The sequence below is a fragment of the Nonomuraea sp. H19 genome (assembly GCF_052068215.1).
Taxonomy (GTDB): Bacteria; Actinomycetota; Actinomycetes; order Streptosporangiales; family Streptosporangiaceae; genus Nonomuraea.
Map to the genome: position 1 here is coordinate 286,336 of NZ_JBQHCV010000002.1, position 16,752 is coordinate 303,087.

At 67.0% G+C, this 16,752-nt stretch carries 15 protein-coding genes; 8 read left to right on the top strand and 7 right to left on the bottom strand.

The genetic code is table 11. The features are described 5' to 3' along the window. Positions 1 to 276 precede the first annotated feature (276 nt). The 7 genes from ACTMTI_RS04935 to rpmH all read right to left on the bottom strand — a co-directional run bounded on the left by ACTMTI_RS04935 (position 277) and on the right by rpmH (position 4,653). A complete protein-coding gene (locus ACTMTI_RS04935) occupies positions 277 to 1,212 on the bottom strand; it encodes a ParA family protein (RefSeq protein WP_441118409.1) in 936 nt (311 codons plus the stop codon). Positions 1,213 to 1,349: 137 nt separating this feature from the next. Further along, positions 1,350 to 2,021 (bottom strand): 16S rRNA (guanine(527)-N(7))-methyltransferase RsmG, encoded by a 672-nt coding sequence (gene rsmG / locus ACTMTI_RS04940; protein WP_441118410.1) that lies wholly within the window; start codon positions 2,019 to 2,021, stop codon positions 1,350 to 1,352. 330 nt (positions 2,022 to 2,351) lie between these two features. Further along, positions 2,352 to 2,840: a Jag family protein gene (locus tag ACTMTI_RS04945; protein ID WP_441118411.1), complete on the bottom strand. Its 489-nt coding sequence runs from the start codon at positions 2,838 to 2,840 to the stop codon at positions 2,352 to 2,354. 20 nt (positions 2,841 to 2,860) lie between these two features. Then, positions 2,861 to 3,811 carry a membrane protein insertase YidC gene (yidC, locus tag ACTMTI_RS04950; protein WP_441118412.1) on the bottom strand — a complete coding sequence of 317 codons (951 nt, stop codon included), beginning with the start codon at positions 3,809 to 3,811 and terminating at the stop codon, positions 2,861 to 2,863. A gap of 4 nt (positions 3,812 to 3,815) precedes the next feature. Further along, entirely contained in the window at positions 3,816 to 4,094 is a 279-nt protein-coding gene (gene yidD / locus ACTMTI_RS04955) for a membrane protein insertion efficiency factor YidD (protein ID WP_441118413.1), read from the bottom strand. Further along, positions 4,091 to 4,432: a ribonuclease P protein component gene (gene rnpA, locus ACTMTI_RS04960; RefSeq protein ID WP_441118414.1), complete on the bottom strand. Its 342-nt coding sequence runs from the start codon at positions 4,430 to 4,432 to the stop codon at positions 4,091 to 4,093. Before rnpA ends, yidD begins: the two co-directional genes overlap by 4 nt. Before the next feature lie 83 nt (positions 4,433 to 4,515). Next, positions 4,516 to 4,653 (bottom strand): 50S ribosomal protein L34, encoded by a 138-nt coding sequence (rpmH, locus tag ACTMTI_RS04965; protein ID WP_043614899.1) that lies wholly within the window; start codon positions 4,651 to 4,653, stop codon positions 4,516 to 4,518. A gap of 486 nt (positions 4,654 to 5,139) precedes the next feature. Here rpmH and dnaA point away from each other — a divergent pair, with 486 nt between their 5' ends. The 8 genes from dnaA to ACTMTI_RS05005 all read left to right on the top strand — a co-directional run bounded on the left by dnaA (position 5,140) and on the right by ACTMTI_RS05005 (position 16,705). Then, positions 5,140 to 6,681, top strand: a complete 1,542-nt coding sequence (gene dnaA, locus ACTMTI_RS04970; RefSeq protein WP_441118843.1) for a chromosomal replication initiator protein DnaA — start codon at positions 5,140 to 5,142, stop codon at positions 6,679 to 6,681. A 534-nt stretch (positions 6,682 to 7,215) separates the two neighbouring features. Then, a complete protein-coding gene (gene dnaN / locus ACTMTI_RS04975; RefSeq protein WP_441118415.1) occupies positions 7,216 to 8,355 on the top strand; it encodes a DNA polymerase III subunit beta in 1,140 nt (379 codons plus the stop codon). Between the two features lie 46 nt (positions 8,356 to 8,401). Continuing rightward, a complete protein-coding gene (gene gnd / locus ACTMTI_RS04980; RefSeq protein WP_441118416.1) occupies positions 8,402 to 9,346 on the top strand; it encodes a phosphogluconate dehydrogenase (NAD(+)-dependent, decarboxylating) in 945 nt (314 codons plus the stop codon). A gap of 62 nt (positions 9,347 to 9,408) precedes the next feature. Then, a complete protein-coding gene (gene recF, locus ACTMTI_RS04985; RefSeq protein WP_441118417.1) occupies positions 9,409 to 10,653 on the top strand; it encodes a DNA replication/repair protein RecF in 1,245 nt (414 codons plus the stop codon). Then, the gene (locus tag ACTMTI_RS04990) at positions 10,643 to 11,143 is read left to right on the top strand and encodes a DUF721 domain-containing protein (RefSeq protein ID WP_441118418.1); all 501 of its coding nucleotides are present in this window, start codon (positions 10,643 to 10,645) and stop codon (positions 11,141 to 11,143) included. The genes recF and ACTMTI_RS04990 overlap by 11 nt, the downstream gene beginning before the upstream one ends. Before the next feature lie 402 nt (positions 11,144 to 11,545). Then, on the top strand, positions 11,546 to 13,489 hold the full coding sequence (gene gyrB, locus ACTMTI_RS04995; RefSeq protein ID WP_441118419.1) for a DNA topoisomerase (ATP-hydrolyzing) subunit B: 1,944 nt from the start codon (positions 11,546 to 11,548) through the stop codon (positions 13,487 to 13,489). A gap of 21 nt (positions 13,490 to 13,510) precedes the next feature. Beyond that, positions 13,511 to 16,009 carry a DNA gyrase subunit A gene (gene gyrA / locus ACTMTI_RS05000; protein WP_441118420.1) on the top strand — a complete coding sequence of 833 codons (2,499 nt, stop codon included), beginning with the start codon at positions 13,511 to 13,513 and terminating at the stop codon, positions 16,007 to 16,009. A 3-nt stretch (positions 16,010 to 16,012) separates the two neighbouring features. Beyond that, the gene (locus tag ACTMTI_RS05005) at positions 16,013 to 16,705 is read left to right on the top strand and encodes a DUF3566 domain-containing protein (RefSeq protein ID WP_441118421.1); all 693 of its coding nucleotides are present in this window, start codon (positions 16,013 to 16,015) and stop codon (positions 16,703 to 16,705) included. Positions 16,706 to 16,752 lie beyond the last annotated feature (47 nt).

Sequence of the window (16,752 nt, forward strand, 5' to 3'; positions counted from 1 at the left end):
CCTCGGGCTTGCGACCGCTCTTCGGAGGGTGCGGCGTATCAGCGCGGCGAATGAACGGCCCTGACTCGGTCTTACGAGCGCATAGTTTCAGCAGCGGCGCTCGCGAGCGCATCGCAAAGGGCGAAGCGTCACGCCCACGCCCAAAGCTCGGCGGGAACGGGCCGGCGTATGGGAGGGCGGCAAGTTGTCTGGCAGCACCCACAGGCCCATGATCTCCACGCAGGGGACCAACACCCAGACCTGTGAACGCAAGGCGACCCAGGAACGAGGAGCAGGTCAGGCCACGTTGGCGCGGTGCGCTATCTCGCGGGCCGCGTCCATGTAGGCCATGGCACCGCTGGAGCCCGGGTCGTACGTCATGACCGACTGCCCATAGCTGGGCGCCTCCGACAGGCGGACGCTGCGCGGGATGACCGTTTTGAGCACCGTGTCACCGAAGTGCGCCCGGACCTCCTCCGCGACCTGGGACGCCAGCCGGGTGCGGCCGTCGTACATCGTCAGGACGATGGTGGAGAGCCGCAGCGTCGGGTTCAGGTGGGCCTTGATGAGGTCCACGTTCCTGAGGAGCTGGCCGAGGCCCTCCAGCGCGTAGTACTCGCACTGGATGGGGATCATGACCTCCTCCGCGGCCACCAGGGCGTTGACCGTGAGGAGACCGAGGGAAGGCGGGCAGTCGATGACGATGTAGTCGAAGTCGATCGAGTCGTACGCCGCCAGCGCCCGACGCAGGCGAGCCTCCCTGGCCACGAGCGAGACCAGCTCGATCTCCGCGCCCGCCAGATCGATGGTCGCCGGCGCGCAGTAGAGGTTCGGCATGTCCGGGACCTGCTTGACGATGTCCGCCATGGGCAGATCATCGACCAGGACCTGGTAGACGTCCGGGACGTCGCCACGGTGCTCGGTCGCCAGCGCTGTGGAGGCGTTGCCCTGCGGGTCCAGGTCCACCACGAGGACACGCTGGCCGTTCATGGACAAGGCGGCGGCAATGTTCACCGATGTGGTGGTCTTGCCTACGCCCCCCTTCTGGTTGGCCACCGCGATCACTCTGCACTTGGACGGTCGAGGCCAGACCCCGTTGCCGTCGCTGGGGGCCTCGCCGGACTGGGCGGCCGTCTGGGTTGCGGATGTTTCACGTGAAACCACTGAGCTGAGCGCCTCTCGTACCAACGGCGAATCACCGGGGTTCAGGGGGGTCGGGGTCACGATGGCCATCCTTTCAACCAGTGGTGTGCCGGTGCCGGGAATTTGCTGTCGCGACACGCCCATTTCGGGCCAGCCAACCCCGGTCGGGCTCTCGGCAGGACGGTTGCCCGGCCATCCAAGACCGCATGACGCGACTGGCACAACCGTCACCTCCTTCGTCGCCGCCTGGCTCGCTCCGGAGCGCGACCCGCTACGACCCGAACCAATGTTGCAGGCGGCTCGACCTTACCGCGCCCGACGGTCACAAGCTCAGCCGTTCGCGCTCCGCTGTCGCGCAATTCGGCTTCCGCCTCGGCCAGCTCCTCCGCGGCCCGCTCCCCCTTCATGGCGATCAGCTCGCCACCCTCGCGGAGCAGTGGCATCGCCCATTTCAGGAGGCGGTCGAGCGGCGCCACCGCGCGGGCGCTGGCGACGTCGAACTCGCGCTTGCCCGCCAGCTCCTCCGCCCGCCCGCGCAGCACCTCGACATTGTCCAGTTTGAGCGCCTCGACGCACTCCTCAAGGAAGACGGTGCGGCGGAGCAACGGCTCCAGCAGCGAGACCGTGATGTCGGGTCGCACGATCGCCAGCACGAGCCCCGGCAACCCGGCCCCGGACCCGATGTCCACCAGGCGTACGTCCGGCGGCACGATCTCGGCGACCACCGCGCAGTTGAGCAGGTGACGATCCCAGATCCGCGGCACTTCCCTCGGCCCCAGCAGCCCTCGGACGACGCCGGGACCAGCCAGCAGTTCGGCGAACGCGTTCGCGCGAGCCCAAGCCTCCCCGGCGAAGACGTCCCGCGCTATGTCCGGCGGCGCCGGAAGCTCATCGCTCACTGATCGGTGGCCCTTTCTTGGTGCTGGGGGTCGTAGCCGGGCATGGATCGCTCCGCAGGGGATGGCCCTACCTACCCAAGGCTAGATGTGCGATCACAGGGGAAGACTAGCGGGCTAGGTCTGAAAGAAACCTTGGAGCGCGCCGCCGGGAGGGCTACATGATGCCGCCCATTCCGACGCCGTCCAACGGCACGCGGCGGGGGATCGATAGCGATTAATCTCACATCTCACGTACGGAGCGCGTACGAGGATAAAGGGGATAAAACGCGAGAACGGCCGCCTACCGCGCTCTCAGGCGGGCAGACGGCCGCATCGGATGGCAGGCCCTGCTCAGGCAGGCAGGATCACCACGTACCGGTGAGGCTCCTCGCCCTCGGACTCACTGCGGAGCCCGGCGGCCGCCACCGCGTCGTGGACGATCTTGCGCTCGAAGGGCGTCATGGGCTGCAGCGACTTCGGCTCGCCCCGCTCCTTGACCTGGTTGGCGACCTCGGTGCCGAGCTTGGTCAGCTCGATCCGCCGCCGCTCGCGGTAGCCGGCCACGTCGAGCATCAGCCGCGACCGCTCCCCCGTCTGCCGGTGCACGGCCAGCCGGGTCAGCTCCTGCAGCGCCTCCAGGACCTCTCCCGCCGGCCCCACCAGCTCCGTGCTCTTGAGTCCCACGACGGAGACCAGAGCCCGGTCGCCTTCGACGTCCATGTCGATGTCGCCGTCGATGTCGGCGATGTCGAGAAGGCCTTCGACATAGTCGGCAGCGATCTCGCCTTCCTGCTCCAGCGCACTGAGATCAGGAGCCTTCTCCTGCTCGGCCTCGGTCATGGCCGGCCTCTCCTTCGTGTTCACGACTTCTTGCTGCCGGTGCGCTTGCTGCGGGACTGGCGGCTCGGCTGCTGCCTAATGATCTTAGGCTCTGGCGGCGGCGGGGGAGCCTGCTCTTCCGGCGCGGTCTTGCGGAGCTTGGCGATCAGACCCTGCTTCGGCGGCACGGGGATCACGTTGCCCTTGGCGTCGTACTGGGGCATCGGGTGCCGGCTGTAGAACCAGTGCTGCTGGCCCAGCGTCCACACGTTCGTGGTCACCCAGTACATGATCAGACCGAGCGGGAAGTTCAGGCTGAAGAAGGCGAACAGCGGAGAGATGTACATCAGGATCTTCTGCTGCTGCGCCATGGGGTTGTCCGGCATCTGGGCCATGGAGCGGGTGACGCTCTGCCGGACGGTGAGGAAGGTCGTCAGCGAGCTGATCGCGACGAAGATACCCAGGACCACCTTGGTCTGTACGACACCCGCGTCGAAGCTCGCGATGTCCGCCGAGGACATGAAGAAGTTGGCGGGCAGCGGTGCGCCGAAGATGTGCGCGGCCCGGGCGCTGTCGACCAGCTCCTGCGTCATGCCGTACTTCGGATGACCATTTGCCATGTTCTGGAGCACGGTGAACATGGAGATGAAGATGGGGAACTGGGCCACGACGGGCAGGCAGCCGCCGAGCGGGTTGGCGCCGGCTCCCTGGTAGAGCGCCATGACTTCCTGGTTCATGCGCTGCTTGTCGTTCTTGTAACGCTTGCGCAGTTCCTGCACCTTGGGGGCGAGCTCCTGCATCTTCCGCGACGAGCGCATCTGCTTGAGGAAGAGCGGGAAGATCAGGATCCTCATGAACACGGTAAGCGTGACGATCGTCAGCGCCCAGGTCAGCCCGCTGTCCGGGTTGAGGACCGTGCTGTACGCAGTATGGATCCAGATGATGACTTGGGCTACGGCTTGATACAGCCAGCTCAGCCAGGACAGCTCCACCGAGCTATCTCCCTTGCGTTTCGTGAGACCGGACCGGGCGTGGGGGCACCGGGTCTATACCTCCGGGATGGAATGGGTGGCACCGCCCGATGCGCCGGACAGTCAGCCATGTGCCGCGCAATGCTCCATGCACGGCAATCGCTTCGAGTCCGTATGCGCTGCACGATGGGTAGAAACGGCAGCGCGGACCGAGCATCGGGCTGATGAACGCCCGATAGAACCGGATCGGGATGATCAACACCCGAGCAGCGAGGCTCGGCACCCCTTGCGCCTGCTCCGTCATTTTTGTCCACCCGTCGAGGACTCGCGCCGCCTGAGCAAACGATCCAGCGCTGAATCGAGCTCGGCGGCCAGGTGCTCGAATCGCGCGGACGCGGCCGGTGGATTGGCGCGTACCACAAGCAGGCTACCTCGCGGCAGCCGGTCGAGACGGTCCCGCATCAGGTGTCGGAGCCGTCGCTTGACCTTGTTTCGGGTAACGGCGCCACCGATGGCCTTGCTCACCACGAAACCCACCAGAGGTGCCTCTTCCCCAGAAATGTTGAGATGCACCACCAGCGTGGGACGGCCCGCGCGCTTGCCGCGCCGGACCGCCGCCTCGAATTCTTCCCCGCGTCGCATGCGGGATTTATGGGACAGCACCGTATACGCCTAACGCCCGCCGGCGAGGTGCACCGGCGGGCCGACTATCGGGCGCGGGACGATCAGGCCGACAGCTTCTCGCGGCCCTTACGGCGGCGAGCGGCGAGGATGGCGCGACCGGCCCGGGTGCGCATCCGCAGCCGGAAGCCGTGGGTCTTCGCGCGGCGACGGTTGTTCGGCTGGAAAGTACGCTTGCTCACGGGTGGGCTCCAGGCTTGAAGGTGCGCCGCAGGGACGCTTAAGACACATGGATGGGCCTGCCAAAGAAGCGAGGGCACGCGAAATAGCCGTCGCGTGACAAGCCGACCGTCGTACGTTACGGGGGAAGTGCGCCCCAGGTCAAACTGGACCGGTTATCCACTGATCCACAGGCCGGTTTTCCACCGCCTGGCGCCGTCCACAGCATGTGCACCCGGGTGCCACTACGCTGTGGACAACGTCTTGAACACAGCTGTGCACAAGGCTACTGTCGGCCCTTCCGGACCCGCCGAAACACTGTGCACAGCTTGTGGAGATCCTGTGGAGGGCCTGGGCATGAAGCTCGGCCGGCACGCTGTGGACGATGAGGCCGCCGAGTAACCGGGCGGCCCCACCATGTGGATAAACGATCGCGGGGGGCCGCGAGAGGGAGTAGGGGGAACCGCACTGTGAACAGTGTCGACCTTGGCGCGGTATGGGCGAGGGCCCTGGGCAACTTCCTCAATGAGAACGTGCCGATCCAGCAGCGCACGTGGCTGTCGATGGTGCGCCCGATCGCCCTGGCCAACGACACGATCGTGCTCGGCGTCCCCAACGACTTCCTCAAGGATCTCATCGAGGGCAAGCTGCGCTCCCTCGTGGCGCACGCGCTGTCCCAGGAGCTCGGCCGGACCATGCGGCTGGCCGTGATGATCGATACGACGGCGCCCGAGCAGCCTCCGGGAAGCCCTCATCAACAGCCTGTGACTCACAGTTATCCCCAGGGTGTGGAGAGTCAGCTACGTTATTCACAGCCTGCGCAACCGCAGCACCAGCAGGCATCGGAGCCTCCGCAGTTCTATTCTCCACAGCCGGAGGCGGACCGGATATCCACCGAATATCCACAGCCGGGCTTCGGTTTTGAACAGGCGCAGCCGTACTCACAGCCTGTGGAAAAAGCGCCGGAACCGGCGCCGAACCGGTGGGAAGCCAAGAGCAACAAGCCCAGCGAACCGGCCAGGCTTAATCAGAAGTACACATTCGAGACATTCGTCATCGGCGCCAGCAACAGGTTCGCCCACGCGGCGGCCGTGGCCGTGGCGGAATCCCCGGCGAAGGCGTACAACCCGCTCTTCATTTACGGAGATTCCGGGCTGGGGAAGACGCACCTGCTGCATGCGATCGGGCATTACGCACAGAGCCTGTACGACGGCGCGCGGGTCAGGTACGTGAGCTCCGAGGAGTTCACCAACGACTTCATCAACAGCATCCGCGACCACAAGGCCGACGGGTTCCGCGGCCGCTATCGGGCGATCGACATCCTGCTTGTGGACGACATCCAGTTCCTGGAGGGCAAGGAGCAGACGCAGGAGGAGTTCTTCCACACCTTCAACACGCTGCACAACGCCAACAAGCAGATCGTCATCTCCAGCGACCGCGCGCCCAAGCAGCTGATCACGCTGGAGGACCGGCTGCGCAATCGGTTCGAGTGGGGTCTGATCACCGACGTCCAGCCGCCCGAGCTGGAGACCCGGATCGCCATCCTCAGGAAGAAGGCCATCCAGGAGGGCCTGGCCGCGCCGCCCGAGGTGCTGGAGTACATCGCCAGCCGCATCTCCACCAACATCCGCGAGCTCGAGGGCGCGTTGATAAGGGTCACCGCGTTCGCCAGCCTCAACAGGCAGGGCGTGGACCTGCAGCTCGCCGAGGTGGTGCTGAAGGACCTGATCACCTCGGAGTCCGACACCGAGATCACCATCGCCGCGATCATGAGCGAGACCGCCAACTACTTCGGCATCAGCATCGACGACCTGTGCGGCACCTCGCGCAGCCGGGCGCTCGTCAACGCCCGGCAGATCGCCATGTATCTGGCGCGGGAGCTGACCGAGCTGTCGCTGCCGAAGATCGGTCAGCAGTTCGGCGGCCGCGATCACACCACCGTGATGCACGCCGAGCGCAAGATCAGGTCGCTCATCGCCGAGCGCCGGTCGATGTACAACCAGGTCAACGAGCTGACAATGCGGATCAAGCAGACACAGCGTGGATCTTGATAGTCATGCACAGCCTGTGGAAAACACTGTGGACCAGCGGAAACGCCGGAAGAGCGCGGCCGTACGCACTGCAATGCCGTGAAAAATCCACCCACAAGGGCTGGGGACAACGGTGGGGACATCCCCGCGAGTTCTGGGGATGAGCAGTGGATAACGTGTGGACAGCCTGTGAACAGCCGATCTGGGGCTCCAGAAGGGTCCTTTTTACCCCGTGGATAACCTGTGGAAACCTCGTGGATAACCCCCGGTTCCCGGTGGATGAGCGCACCATGATCTGGGGACGGCCTGTGGGCGAAGATTCGTCATCCCCAGGCGGCGGAGTTACCCCCAGGCTTCACCCACACCGGCAGTGGATGAAAACATGGCGGTTGACCAGCCACAACGCTGGTTGTCCACAGTTCCCACAGCCCCTAGTGTGATGACCTCTTATCTCTCTTACTAAGAAACTCAAAGACCCATAGAGGGGTTCTCCCGGAGCCAAGGTGCGGGAGAGTGGATCCTTGAATCAGCGACGAACCCAGGAGGCCGATCACCGTGATGTTCCGAATCGAGCGGGACGTACTCGCTGAGGCGGTGGCATGGACGGCACGCAGCCTCCCGGCGCGCCCGTCGGTGCCCGTTCTCGCCGGCATGCGCCTGGAGGTCACGGAAGAGCAGCAGCTGAAGCTGTCCGGATTCGACTACGAGGTCTCGGCGGAGGTGACGCTCGAACTCCACACCGGTGAGCCGGGGGTCGTCCTGGTCTCGGGCAAGCTGCTCGCCGAGATCACCCGAGCCCTTCCCGCACAGCCTGTGGATTTCGTGGTGGACGGCGCCAAGGCGGTCGTCACGTGCGGCAGCGCGCGATTCACCCTGTTGACCATGCCTGTGGAGGACTACCCGTCGCTCCCGGCCATGCCGCCGGCCGCGGGCCGGGTCGGCGCCGACGTGTTCGCCTCCGCCGTCGCCCAGGTAGCCGTCGCCGCGGGCCGGGACGACACGCTGCCGATGCTCACCGGCGTGCGGATGGAGATCGAGGGCGACACCGTGACCCTCGCCGCGACCGACCGCTACCGGCTGGCCGTGCGGGAGCTGAAGTGGCAGCCGGGGCAGCCCGACTTCGCCGCCATCGCCATGATCCCCGGCAAGACGCTCGCCGACACGGCCAAGGCCCTCGGCACGACCGGCGCCGAAGTGGAGATCGCGCTCAGCTCCGTCGGCGGCACCGGCGAGGGCATGATCGGCTTCTCCAGCGCGGGCCGGCGGACCACGACGCGGCTGCTCGACCCCGAGTTCCCCAAATACCGCTCGCTGCTGCCCACCGAGTTCTCCGCGCGCGCCGACTTGTCCACAGGGTCGTTCGTCGAGGCGGTCAAGCGAGTGGCCCTGGTCGCCGAGCGCAACACCCCCGTACGGCTGGCGTTCAAGAGCGGGGAGGTCGTCCTGGAAGCGGGCAGTGGCGACGAGGCGCAGGCCGTCGAGGCGCTGCCGGTGGATTACGACGGCGAGGAGATGAACATCGCTTTCAACCACCAGTTCTTGCTCGAAGGGCTCGGAGCCATCGACTCCGACATGGCACGGCTGCAGATGACCACATCGACGAAGCCCGCTATCCTCACCGGCGGAAAGCCTGTGGAAGACGGAGCCGTCACCGACTACCGTTATCTGATCATGCCCATCCGCCTGTCAGGCTGAACCTGTCATCGGGGATGATGGAAGCCTGACAAGGGGGTAGGACAACATGCAGATCGGCATGGTCGGACTGGGCAAGATGGGCGGCAACATGGCCGAGCGCCTGCGCCGCGGCGGTCATGAGGTTGTCGGCTACGACCGCGATCCGGCGATCAGCGATGTGACCAGCCTGAAAGACCTGGTCGGACGGCTTCAGGCACCACGCGTGATCTGGGTCATGGTCCCTGCGGGCCAACCCACCCAGTCCACGATCGACGACCTCGGCGAGCTGCTCGACGCGGGCGACATCGTCGTCGACGGCGGCAACTCCCACTACGTGGACGACCAGAAGCACGCCGCCGAGCTGGCCGGGAAGGACATCGGCTTCATCGACTGCGGCGTCAGCGGCGGCGTCTGGGGCCTGGCGAACGGCTACGCGCTCATGTGCGGCGGCGACCGGGCCAATGTTGACCGGCTGATGCCGATCTTCCAGACGCTCAAGCCCGAGGGCGAGGACGGCTTCGTGCACGCCGGTGAAGTCGGCGCCGGGCACTTCGCGAAGATGGTCCACAACGGCATCGAATACGGCATGATGCAGGCGTTCGCGGAGGGCTGGGAGCTGCTGGAGGCCTCCGACATCGTCAAGGACGTCAAGGGCTCCTTCAGCAGCTGGCGCACCGGCACCGTGATCCGCTCCTGGCTGCTCGACCTGCTGGTGCGGGCGCTCGACGACGACGAGCACCTCGACCAGCTCCGCGGCTACGCGCAGGACTCCGGCGAGGGCCGGTGGACGGTCCAGGCCGCTGTGGACCACGCGGTCCCGCTGCCGGTCATCACCGCCGCCCTCTACGCCAGGTTCTCCTCGCGGCAGGACGACTCCCCCGCCATGAAGGTCGTCGCGGCGCTGCGCAACCAGTTCGGCGGCCACGCGATCACCTCGACGGAGGGCAGCACCGGCAAGGGCGCCGACGCTCCGGGCGCGGACGTGACGCCTCTGCGCGAGAGCGAGCGCTAGTTTTCCACAGGATCGCATGCCGGTGACCCCGGTGGCCGTCGGAGCCCACTAACCTTCGTGGGGTGCATGTCGCCCACCTGTCGCTGACCGACTTCAGGTCCTACGCCTCCGTGGAGCTCGGCCTCGAGCCGGGCGTCACGGCGTTCGTGGGACCCAACGGCCAGGGCAAGACCAACCTGGTCGAGGCCCTCGGCTACGTCGCGACGCACTCCAGCCACCGGGTGGCGAGCGACGCTCCGCTCGTACGCCAGGGCGCGACGCGGGCGATCATCCGCTGCGCCGTCCACAGGGACGACCGGCGGGCGCTCATCGAGCTGGAGATCAACCCGGGCCGGGCCAACCGCGCGCGGCTCAACCGCTCCCCCGTGTCGAGAGCGCGCGACGTCGTCGGCCTGCTGCGCACGGTGCTGTTCGCGCCCGAGGATCTGGCGCTGTCCAAGGGCGACCCGGCCGAGCGCCGCCGCTTCCTCGACGACCTGCTGGTGGCCAGGGCGCCCAGGTTCGCCGGCGTCCGCGCCGACTACGACCGGGTGCTGAAGCAGCGTGGCGCGCTGCTGCGTACGGCCGCGCAGGCCCGCAGAGGCGCCAGGAGCCCCCGGCGGGCGGAGAGCGACAGCGCGTTCACCGCGGCGGGCGCGGGCGACGTGCTGAGCACTCTGGAGGTGTGGGACGCCCACCTCGCGAGGCACGGCGCAGAGCTGCTGCGGGCGCGGCTGGAGCTCATCGAGGCGCTGCGTCCCCTGGTGGCCGGGTCCTACGCCGCGCTGGCCCCGGCGAGCGCTCCGGCGACGCTGACGTACCGCAGCACGTTGTCCACAGGTGGGGATGCGGACGAGGGTGCCGCCGAGCACGAAGCCCCCGGTGGGCAGGGATCTTTCGATACACAGACGTTATCCACAGACTTGGGGAAAACCCTTGAAGAACGTCTGCGGGAGCGGCTACTGGAGGTCCGCTCGGCAGAGCTGGAGCGCGGAGTCACGCTCGTCGGCCCGCACCGCGACGACCTGCTCCTCGGCCTCGGCGATCTCCCCGCCCGCGGCTACGCCAGCCACGGCGAGTCCTGGTCGTTCGCGCTGGCGCTGCGGCTGGCCGCGTACGACCTGCTGCGGGCCGACGGCGGCGACCCGGTGCTGATCCTCGACGACGTGTTCGCCGAGCTCGACAGCCAGCGCAGGCGCCGGCTCGCCGAGATGGTGGCGCCGGCCGAGCAGGTGCTCATCACCGCCGCCGTGCCGGACGACGTGCCCCGTGAGCTGACCGGGGCGCGATTCGATGTCGCAGAGGGGAGCGTGACCCGTGTCCGTTGAGGACGACCCCACGGCCAAAGGCGTCGCCATGGCCAGGGAGAAGCTCGCCCAAGCCAAGGCCGACGCGGCCAAACGCGGGCAACTCCCCCGGCGTGAGCCCAGGCGCAGGGCCGCCGGGCCACGCAGAGAAAACGGCGACCCCCAGCTTTTCGGACGCGCGATCGCCGATCTGCTGGCCGATCGCGGCTGGGAGCGGTCGGCCGCGGTCGGCGGCGTGTTCGGGCGCTGGGCCGACATCGTGGGCGCTGACCTGGCGGCCCACACCAAACCCCAGTCCTTCGAGGACGGCGAGGTGCTGATCCTGGCCGACTCGACCGCCTGGGCGACGCAGGTCCGGCTGCTCGCGCGCACCCTCGTACGCAGGCTGAACGAGGAGCTCGGGGACGGCACGGTCAAGAAGGTCAAGGTCAAAGGGCCGCAGAACGCGCCGCGACCTTCAGGTGGCTTGCGGGTGACCGGAAGCCGCGGCCCAGGTGACACCTACGGATAGCCGCGTCCAGCGGCTATCCGCAGCAGGCGCTTCGCGCCGCTACGGATAGCCTCGTCCACCCGCACCCGCAGCAGGCGCTTTTCACCGCTGCGGTTAGGCGCGGGGGGCGATCAGACCGCCGCAGAGGCGATAGGCCCCCGTTCCGGAGGGGGGATGCTTGCCTGGGGGGCAAATCGAGCTAGAGAGCACCACAGGCGCGTTCATTGCCACCGCGGGCCTCCGGAGGCGGTAGAATGCAAAAGGATTCCGGACACGTCCGCTTGCGTGTCACCCCGGCAGCAAGCCGACTCCCCTGGGTGACCGCGCATCGGGGCACTCACGACGGTGACGGGCACGGCAGGGGCAGCTTTGCATTTCGAAGGGCCTCCCCCGCCGCGTGTCCGCGGCAGGAGGATTTCGCAGTTGTCCTACGACGCTAGCTCAATCACCGTACTCGAAGGGCTTGAGGCGGTTCGCAAGCGCCCGGGTATGTATATCGGCTCCACCGGGGAGCGCGGCCTGCACCACCTGGTCTACGAGATCGTGGACAACGCGGTGGACGAGGCCCTGGCCGGTTACGCCGACAGGATCGACATCACGCTGCTCGCCGACAACGGCGTACGCGTGATCGACAACGGCCGCGGCATCCCCACCGGCATTCACCCGGTGGAGAAGCGCTCGGCCGTCGAGGTCGTGCTGACCACGCTGCACGCGGGCGGCAAGTTCGACAGCCAGTCCTACGCGGTCTCCGGCGGCCTGCACGGCGTCGGCTCGGCCGTCGTCAACGCGCTGTCCACCGCCATGGACGTCGAGGTCAAGCAGAACGGCCACTACTGGCGCCAGCGCTACGAGCACTCCAAGCCCGTCGCGCCGCTGGCCAAGGGCGAGGGGACCGACGAGACCGGCACCACGATCACGTTCTGGCCCGACACCGAGATCTTCGAGACCACCACCTGGAACTACGAGACGCTCTCGCGGCGCTTCCAGGAGATGGCCTTCCTCAACAAGGGCCTGACGATCACGCTGACCGACGAGCGTCCCGACCACGTCAACGGTGAGTCGCACCGCGTCGAGTACTACTACGAGGGCGGCCTGGCCGACTTCGTGCAGCACCTCAACACCAAGAAGGAGCCGGCGCACGCGTCGATCATCTCCTTCGAGGAGGAGGGCGACGGCATCGCGGTCGAGATCGCCATGCAGTGGAACAACTCCTACTCGGAGTCGGTCTACACCTTCGCCAACACGATCAACACCGCCGAGGGCGGCACCCACGAGGAGGGCTTCCGCGCGGCGCTGACGACGATCGTCAACCGCTATGCGCGCGAGCAGAAGTTCCTCAAGGAGGGCAAGGACGACAACCTCAGCGGTGAGGACGTCCGTGAGGGGCTGACCGCGATCATCTCGGTCAAGCTGTCCGACCCGCAGTTCGAGGGCCAGACCAAGACCAAGCTGGGCAACACCGAGGCCAAGTCGTTCGTGCAGAAGGCCTGCAACGACCACCTGCGCGACTGGTTCGAGCGCAACCCCGGCGAGGCCAAGGACATCATCAACAAGTCGCTGCAGGCTTCGCGCGCCCGCATCGCCGCCCGCCAGGCACGCGACCTGACCAGGCGCAAGTCGTTGCTCGAATCGGGCAGCGGCCTGCCGGGCAAGCTGGCCGACTGCCAGTGGAACGACCCGGAGAAGTGCGAGCTGTTCATCGTCGAGGGCGACTCGGCCGGCGGCTCGGCCAAGGGCGGCCGCGACTCGCGCTTCCAGGCGATCCTCCCGATCCGCGGCAAGATCCTCAACGTGGAGAAGGCGCGGATCGACAAGGTCCTCAAGAACAACGAGGTCCAGGCGCTGATCACAGCCCTGGGCACCGGCGTGCACGACGAGTTCGACATCGCCAAGCTGCGCTACCACAAGGTCATCCTCATGGCCGACGCCGACGTCGACGGCCAGCACATCAACACGCTGCTGCTGACGTTGCTGTTCAGGTTCATGAGGCCGCTGATCGAGGCCGGCCACGTCTACCTGTCCTGCCCGCCGCTCTACAAGATCAAGTGGGACCGCAAGGGCGAGGACGCCTCCTACGCCTACTCCGACAGCGAGCGCGACGCGGTCATCGCCGAGGGCATCGCGAACGGCAAGCCCGACCCACGGCCGCGGGACAACGTACAGCGCTTCAAGGGTTTGGGCGAGATGAACGCGGGCCAGCTCTGGGAGACCACGATGAACCCGGAGACCCGGCTGCTGCGCCAGGTCACGCTCGACGACGCCGCACAGGCCGACGACCTGTTCAGCGTGCTCATGGGCGAGGACGTTGAGGCCAGGCGCGACTTCATCATCCGCAACGCGCGCGACGTCCGTTTCCTCGACGTTTAGCCAGAAAAAGGATCATCACCTGTGACGGACGTGAACACCACTCCCCCGGCTGACCGCATCGAGCCCGTAGACATCCAGTCCGAGATGCAGCGCAGCTACATGGACTACGCGATGTCGGTCATCGTGTCCAGGGCGCTGCCGGACGTGCGCGACGGGCTCAAGCCGGTCCACCGGCGGGTGCTCTACGCGATGTACGACGGGGGCTACCGTCCCGACCGCGGCTACTTCAAGTGCGCCCGCGTCGTCGGCGACGTGATGGGCACCTACCACCCCCACGGCGACACCTCGATCTACGACGCGCTGGTACGCCTGGCGCAGCCGTGGTCGCTGCGATATCCGCTGGTCGACGGACAGGGCAACTTCGGCTCGCCCGGCAACGACCCGGCGGCGGCGATGCGCTACACCGAGTGCAAGCTCGCGCCCATCGCCATGGAGATGCTGCGGGACATCGACAAGGACACCGTCGACTTCCGTCCCAACTACGACGGCAAGTCGCAGGAGCCCGACGTCCTGCCGGCGCGCTTCCCGCAACTGCTGGTCAACGGCTCGGGCGGCATCGCCGTCGGCATGGCCACCAACATCCCGCCGCACAATCTCCGCGAGGTGGCGGCGGCGGTCAAGTGGTACCTGGAGAACCCCGAGGCCAGCGACGAGGAACTGCTCGAAGCCTCGATCAGGCTGGTCAAGGGGCCAGACTTCCCGACGAAGGCGCTCATCGTGGGCCGGCGCGGGATCGAGGACGCCTACCGGACCGGGCGCGGCTCGATCACCATGCGCGCCGTGGTCGAGGTCGAGGAGGACAAGGGACGGCAGGCGCTGGTCGTCACCGAGCTGCCCTACCAGGTCAACCCCGACAACCTCGCCCTGAAGATCGCCGAGCTGGTGCGTGAGGGCAAGCTCACGGGCATCGCCGACGTACGCGACGAGAGCTCCTCGCGGGTCGGACAGCGCCTGGTGATCGTCCTCAAGCGGGACGCGGTCGCCAAGGTCGTGCTCAACAACCTCTACAAGCACACCCAGCTCCAGGACACCTTCGGCGCCAACATGCTGGCGCTGGTCGACGGCGTGCCCCGCACGCTGCGCCTCGACCAGTTCATCCGGCACTATGTGACGCACCAGATCGAGGTCATCGTCCGCAGGACCCGTTACCTGCTGCGCAAGGCCGAGGAGCGCGCCCACATCCTGCGCGGGCTGCTGAAGGCCCTGGAGCGGCTCGACGAGGTCATCGCGCTGATCCGGTCCTCCGACTCGGCCTCGCACGCCCAGCAGGGCCTCATGGGGCTGCTGGAGATCGACGAGGTGCAGGCGCAGGCCATCCTGGACATGCAGCTGCGCAAGCTGGCCGCTCTGGAGCGGCAGGCCATCCAGGACGAGTTCGACTCGCTGATGACGCAGATCGCCGAGTACAACGCGATCCTGGCCAGCGAGGCCCGCCAGCGGGAGATCATCAACGAGGAGCTCGCCGAGGTCGTCGGCCGCTACGGCGACGAGCGCAAGACCGAGATCATCGCCTACGACGGCGACATGTCGGTCGAGGACCTCATCGCCGAGGAAGAGGTCGTCGTCACGATCACCCGCGGCGGCTACGCCAAGCGGACCAGGACCGACCTCTACCGGGCCCAGAAGCGGGGCGGCAAGGGCGTACGCGGCGCGCAGTTGCGTCAGGACGACATCGTCGACCACTTCTTCGTGACCACCACCCATCACTGGTTGCTCTTCTTCACGAACAAGGGCCGGGTTTACCGGGTCAAGGCGTACGAGCTGCCGGACGCCGGGCGCGACGCGCGCGGCATGCACCTGGCGAACCTTTTGGCCATGCAGCCCGACGAAACAGTCATGGAGGTTCTCGACCTACGCGACTACGACGTCGCCCCTTACCTCGTCCTGGCCACCCGCAGCGGCCTGGTCAAGAAGACGCGCCTGGCCGAATACGACTCCCCCAGGTCGGGTGGTCTGATCGCGATCAACCTGCGGGAGGACGACGAGGTCATCGGAGCCCGCCTGGTCTCCGAGACCGATGACCTGCTGCTGGTCTCCAGGGGAGCCCAGTCGATCAGGTTCACCGCCTCCGACGAGGCACTCCGTCCCATGGGGCGGGCGACCAGCGGTGTCATCGGCATGAGGTTCCTCGAAGGTGACGAACTTCTTGCCATGAATCGGCTCGCCGATGGTCAAGATGTGCTTATCGCCACGAAGGCTGGGTACGCAAAACGGACGCCAGTGGAGCAGTATCCAGTTCAGGGCCGCGGCGGTAGAGGGGTGCTGACGGCGAAAATCGTGAGTGCCCGTGGCAAGCTGGTCGGAGCAGTCATGGTCAACCCAGAGGACGAGGTTTTCGCGATCACGTCCGCCGGCGGGGTGATCCGGACGAGTGCCGGCGAGATCAAGCAGTCCGGCCGCCAGACCATGGGAGTGCGATTGATGAATCTCGCTGAAGGCGACAGCGTGGTGGCCCTCGCCCGAAACGCGGAGTCGATGGAGACTTCTGTGGACATTGAGGAAGACGGGGGAGGAGAGTAGTCCATGAGCGCCCAGGGTGGCCCCGCCAGGACAAAGGCGGCTTCGGGCAACGGACAGCAACCGAAGAAGCCCGCAGAAACCGAGATTTTCAACCCGGTAGACGACGGCCAGGACACTTCGCCCGCGCAGGGCAAGGCCGTCCCGGCCAAGGAGGCCGCGCAGCAGAGCCGGGGGCAGGCGCCTGCGCCGGCTGGGCCTCCTGCTCCGCCTGCGGAGGGCAATGACACTGTTCGCGTCCGCCCTTCGCTGGCCACCGAGGCCCCGCCCGCCATCGAGTTGCCGAAGAAGAAGTCGTCGAACGCCGGCGGTGGCCGGCTGCCCCGCAAGGCCCACCTGGTCCTGCGCCGCGTCGAGCCGTGGTCGGCCATGAAGTTCAGCTTCGTGGTCTCGCTGGTCTGCTTCGTGGTGCTGTTCGTGGCGGTCGCAGTGCTGTACGGCGTGCTGTCCGCCCTGGGGGTGTTCGACTCCATCGTGGAGCTGGTCAACCAGCTCGGCCAGGGCGAGCAGGGGCAGAGCTCGATCCCGATCGACATCGCCTCCTGGTTCGAGCCGGTGCGGATCCTCGGATACACCGCGCTGATCGGTGCGGTGAACGTGGTCCTCATCACGGCTCTTGCCACGCTGGGGGCAGTCATCTACAACATCGCCTCTGACCTGGTCGGAGGCGTTGAGGTGACCTTCAGCGAGGCCGAATAGCCGCGGTCGGCGAGCGCTCGCGCCGTGCTCGGGGGTTGAGTACGGCG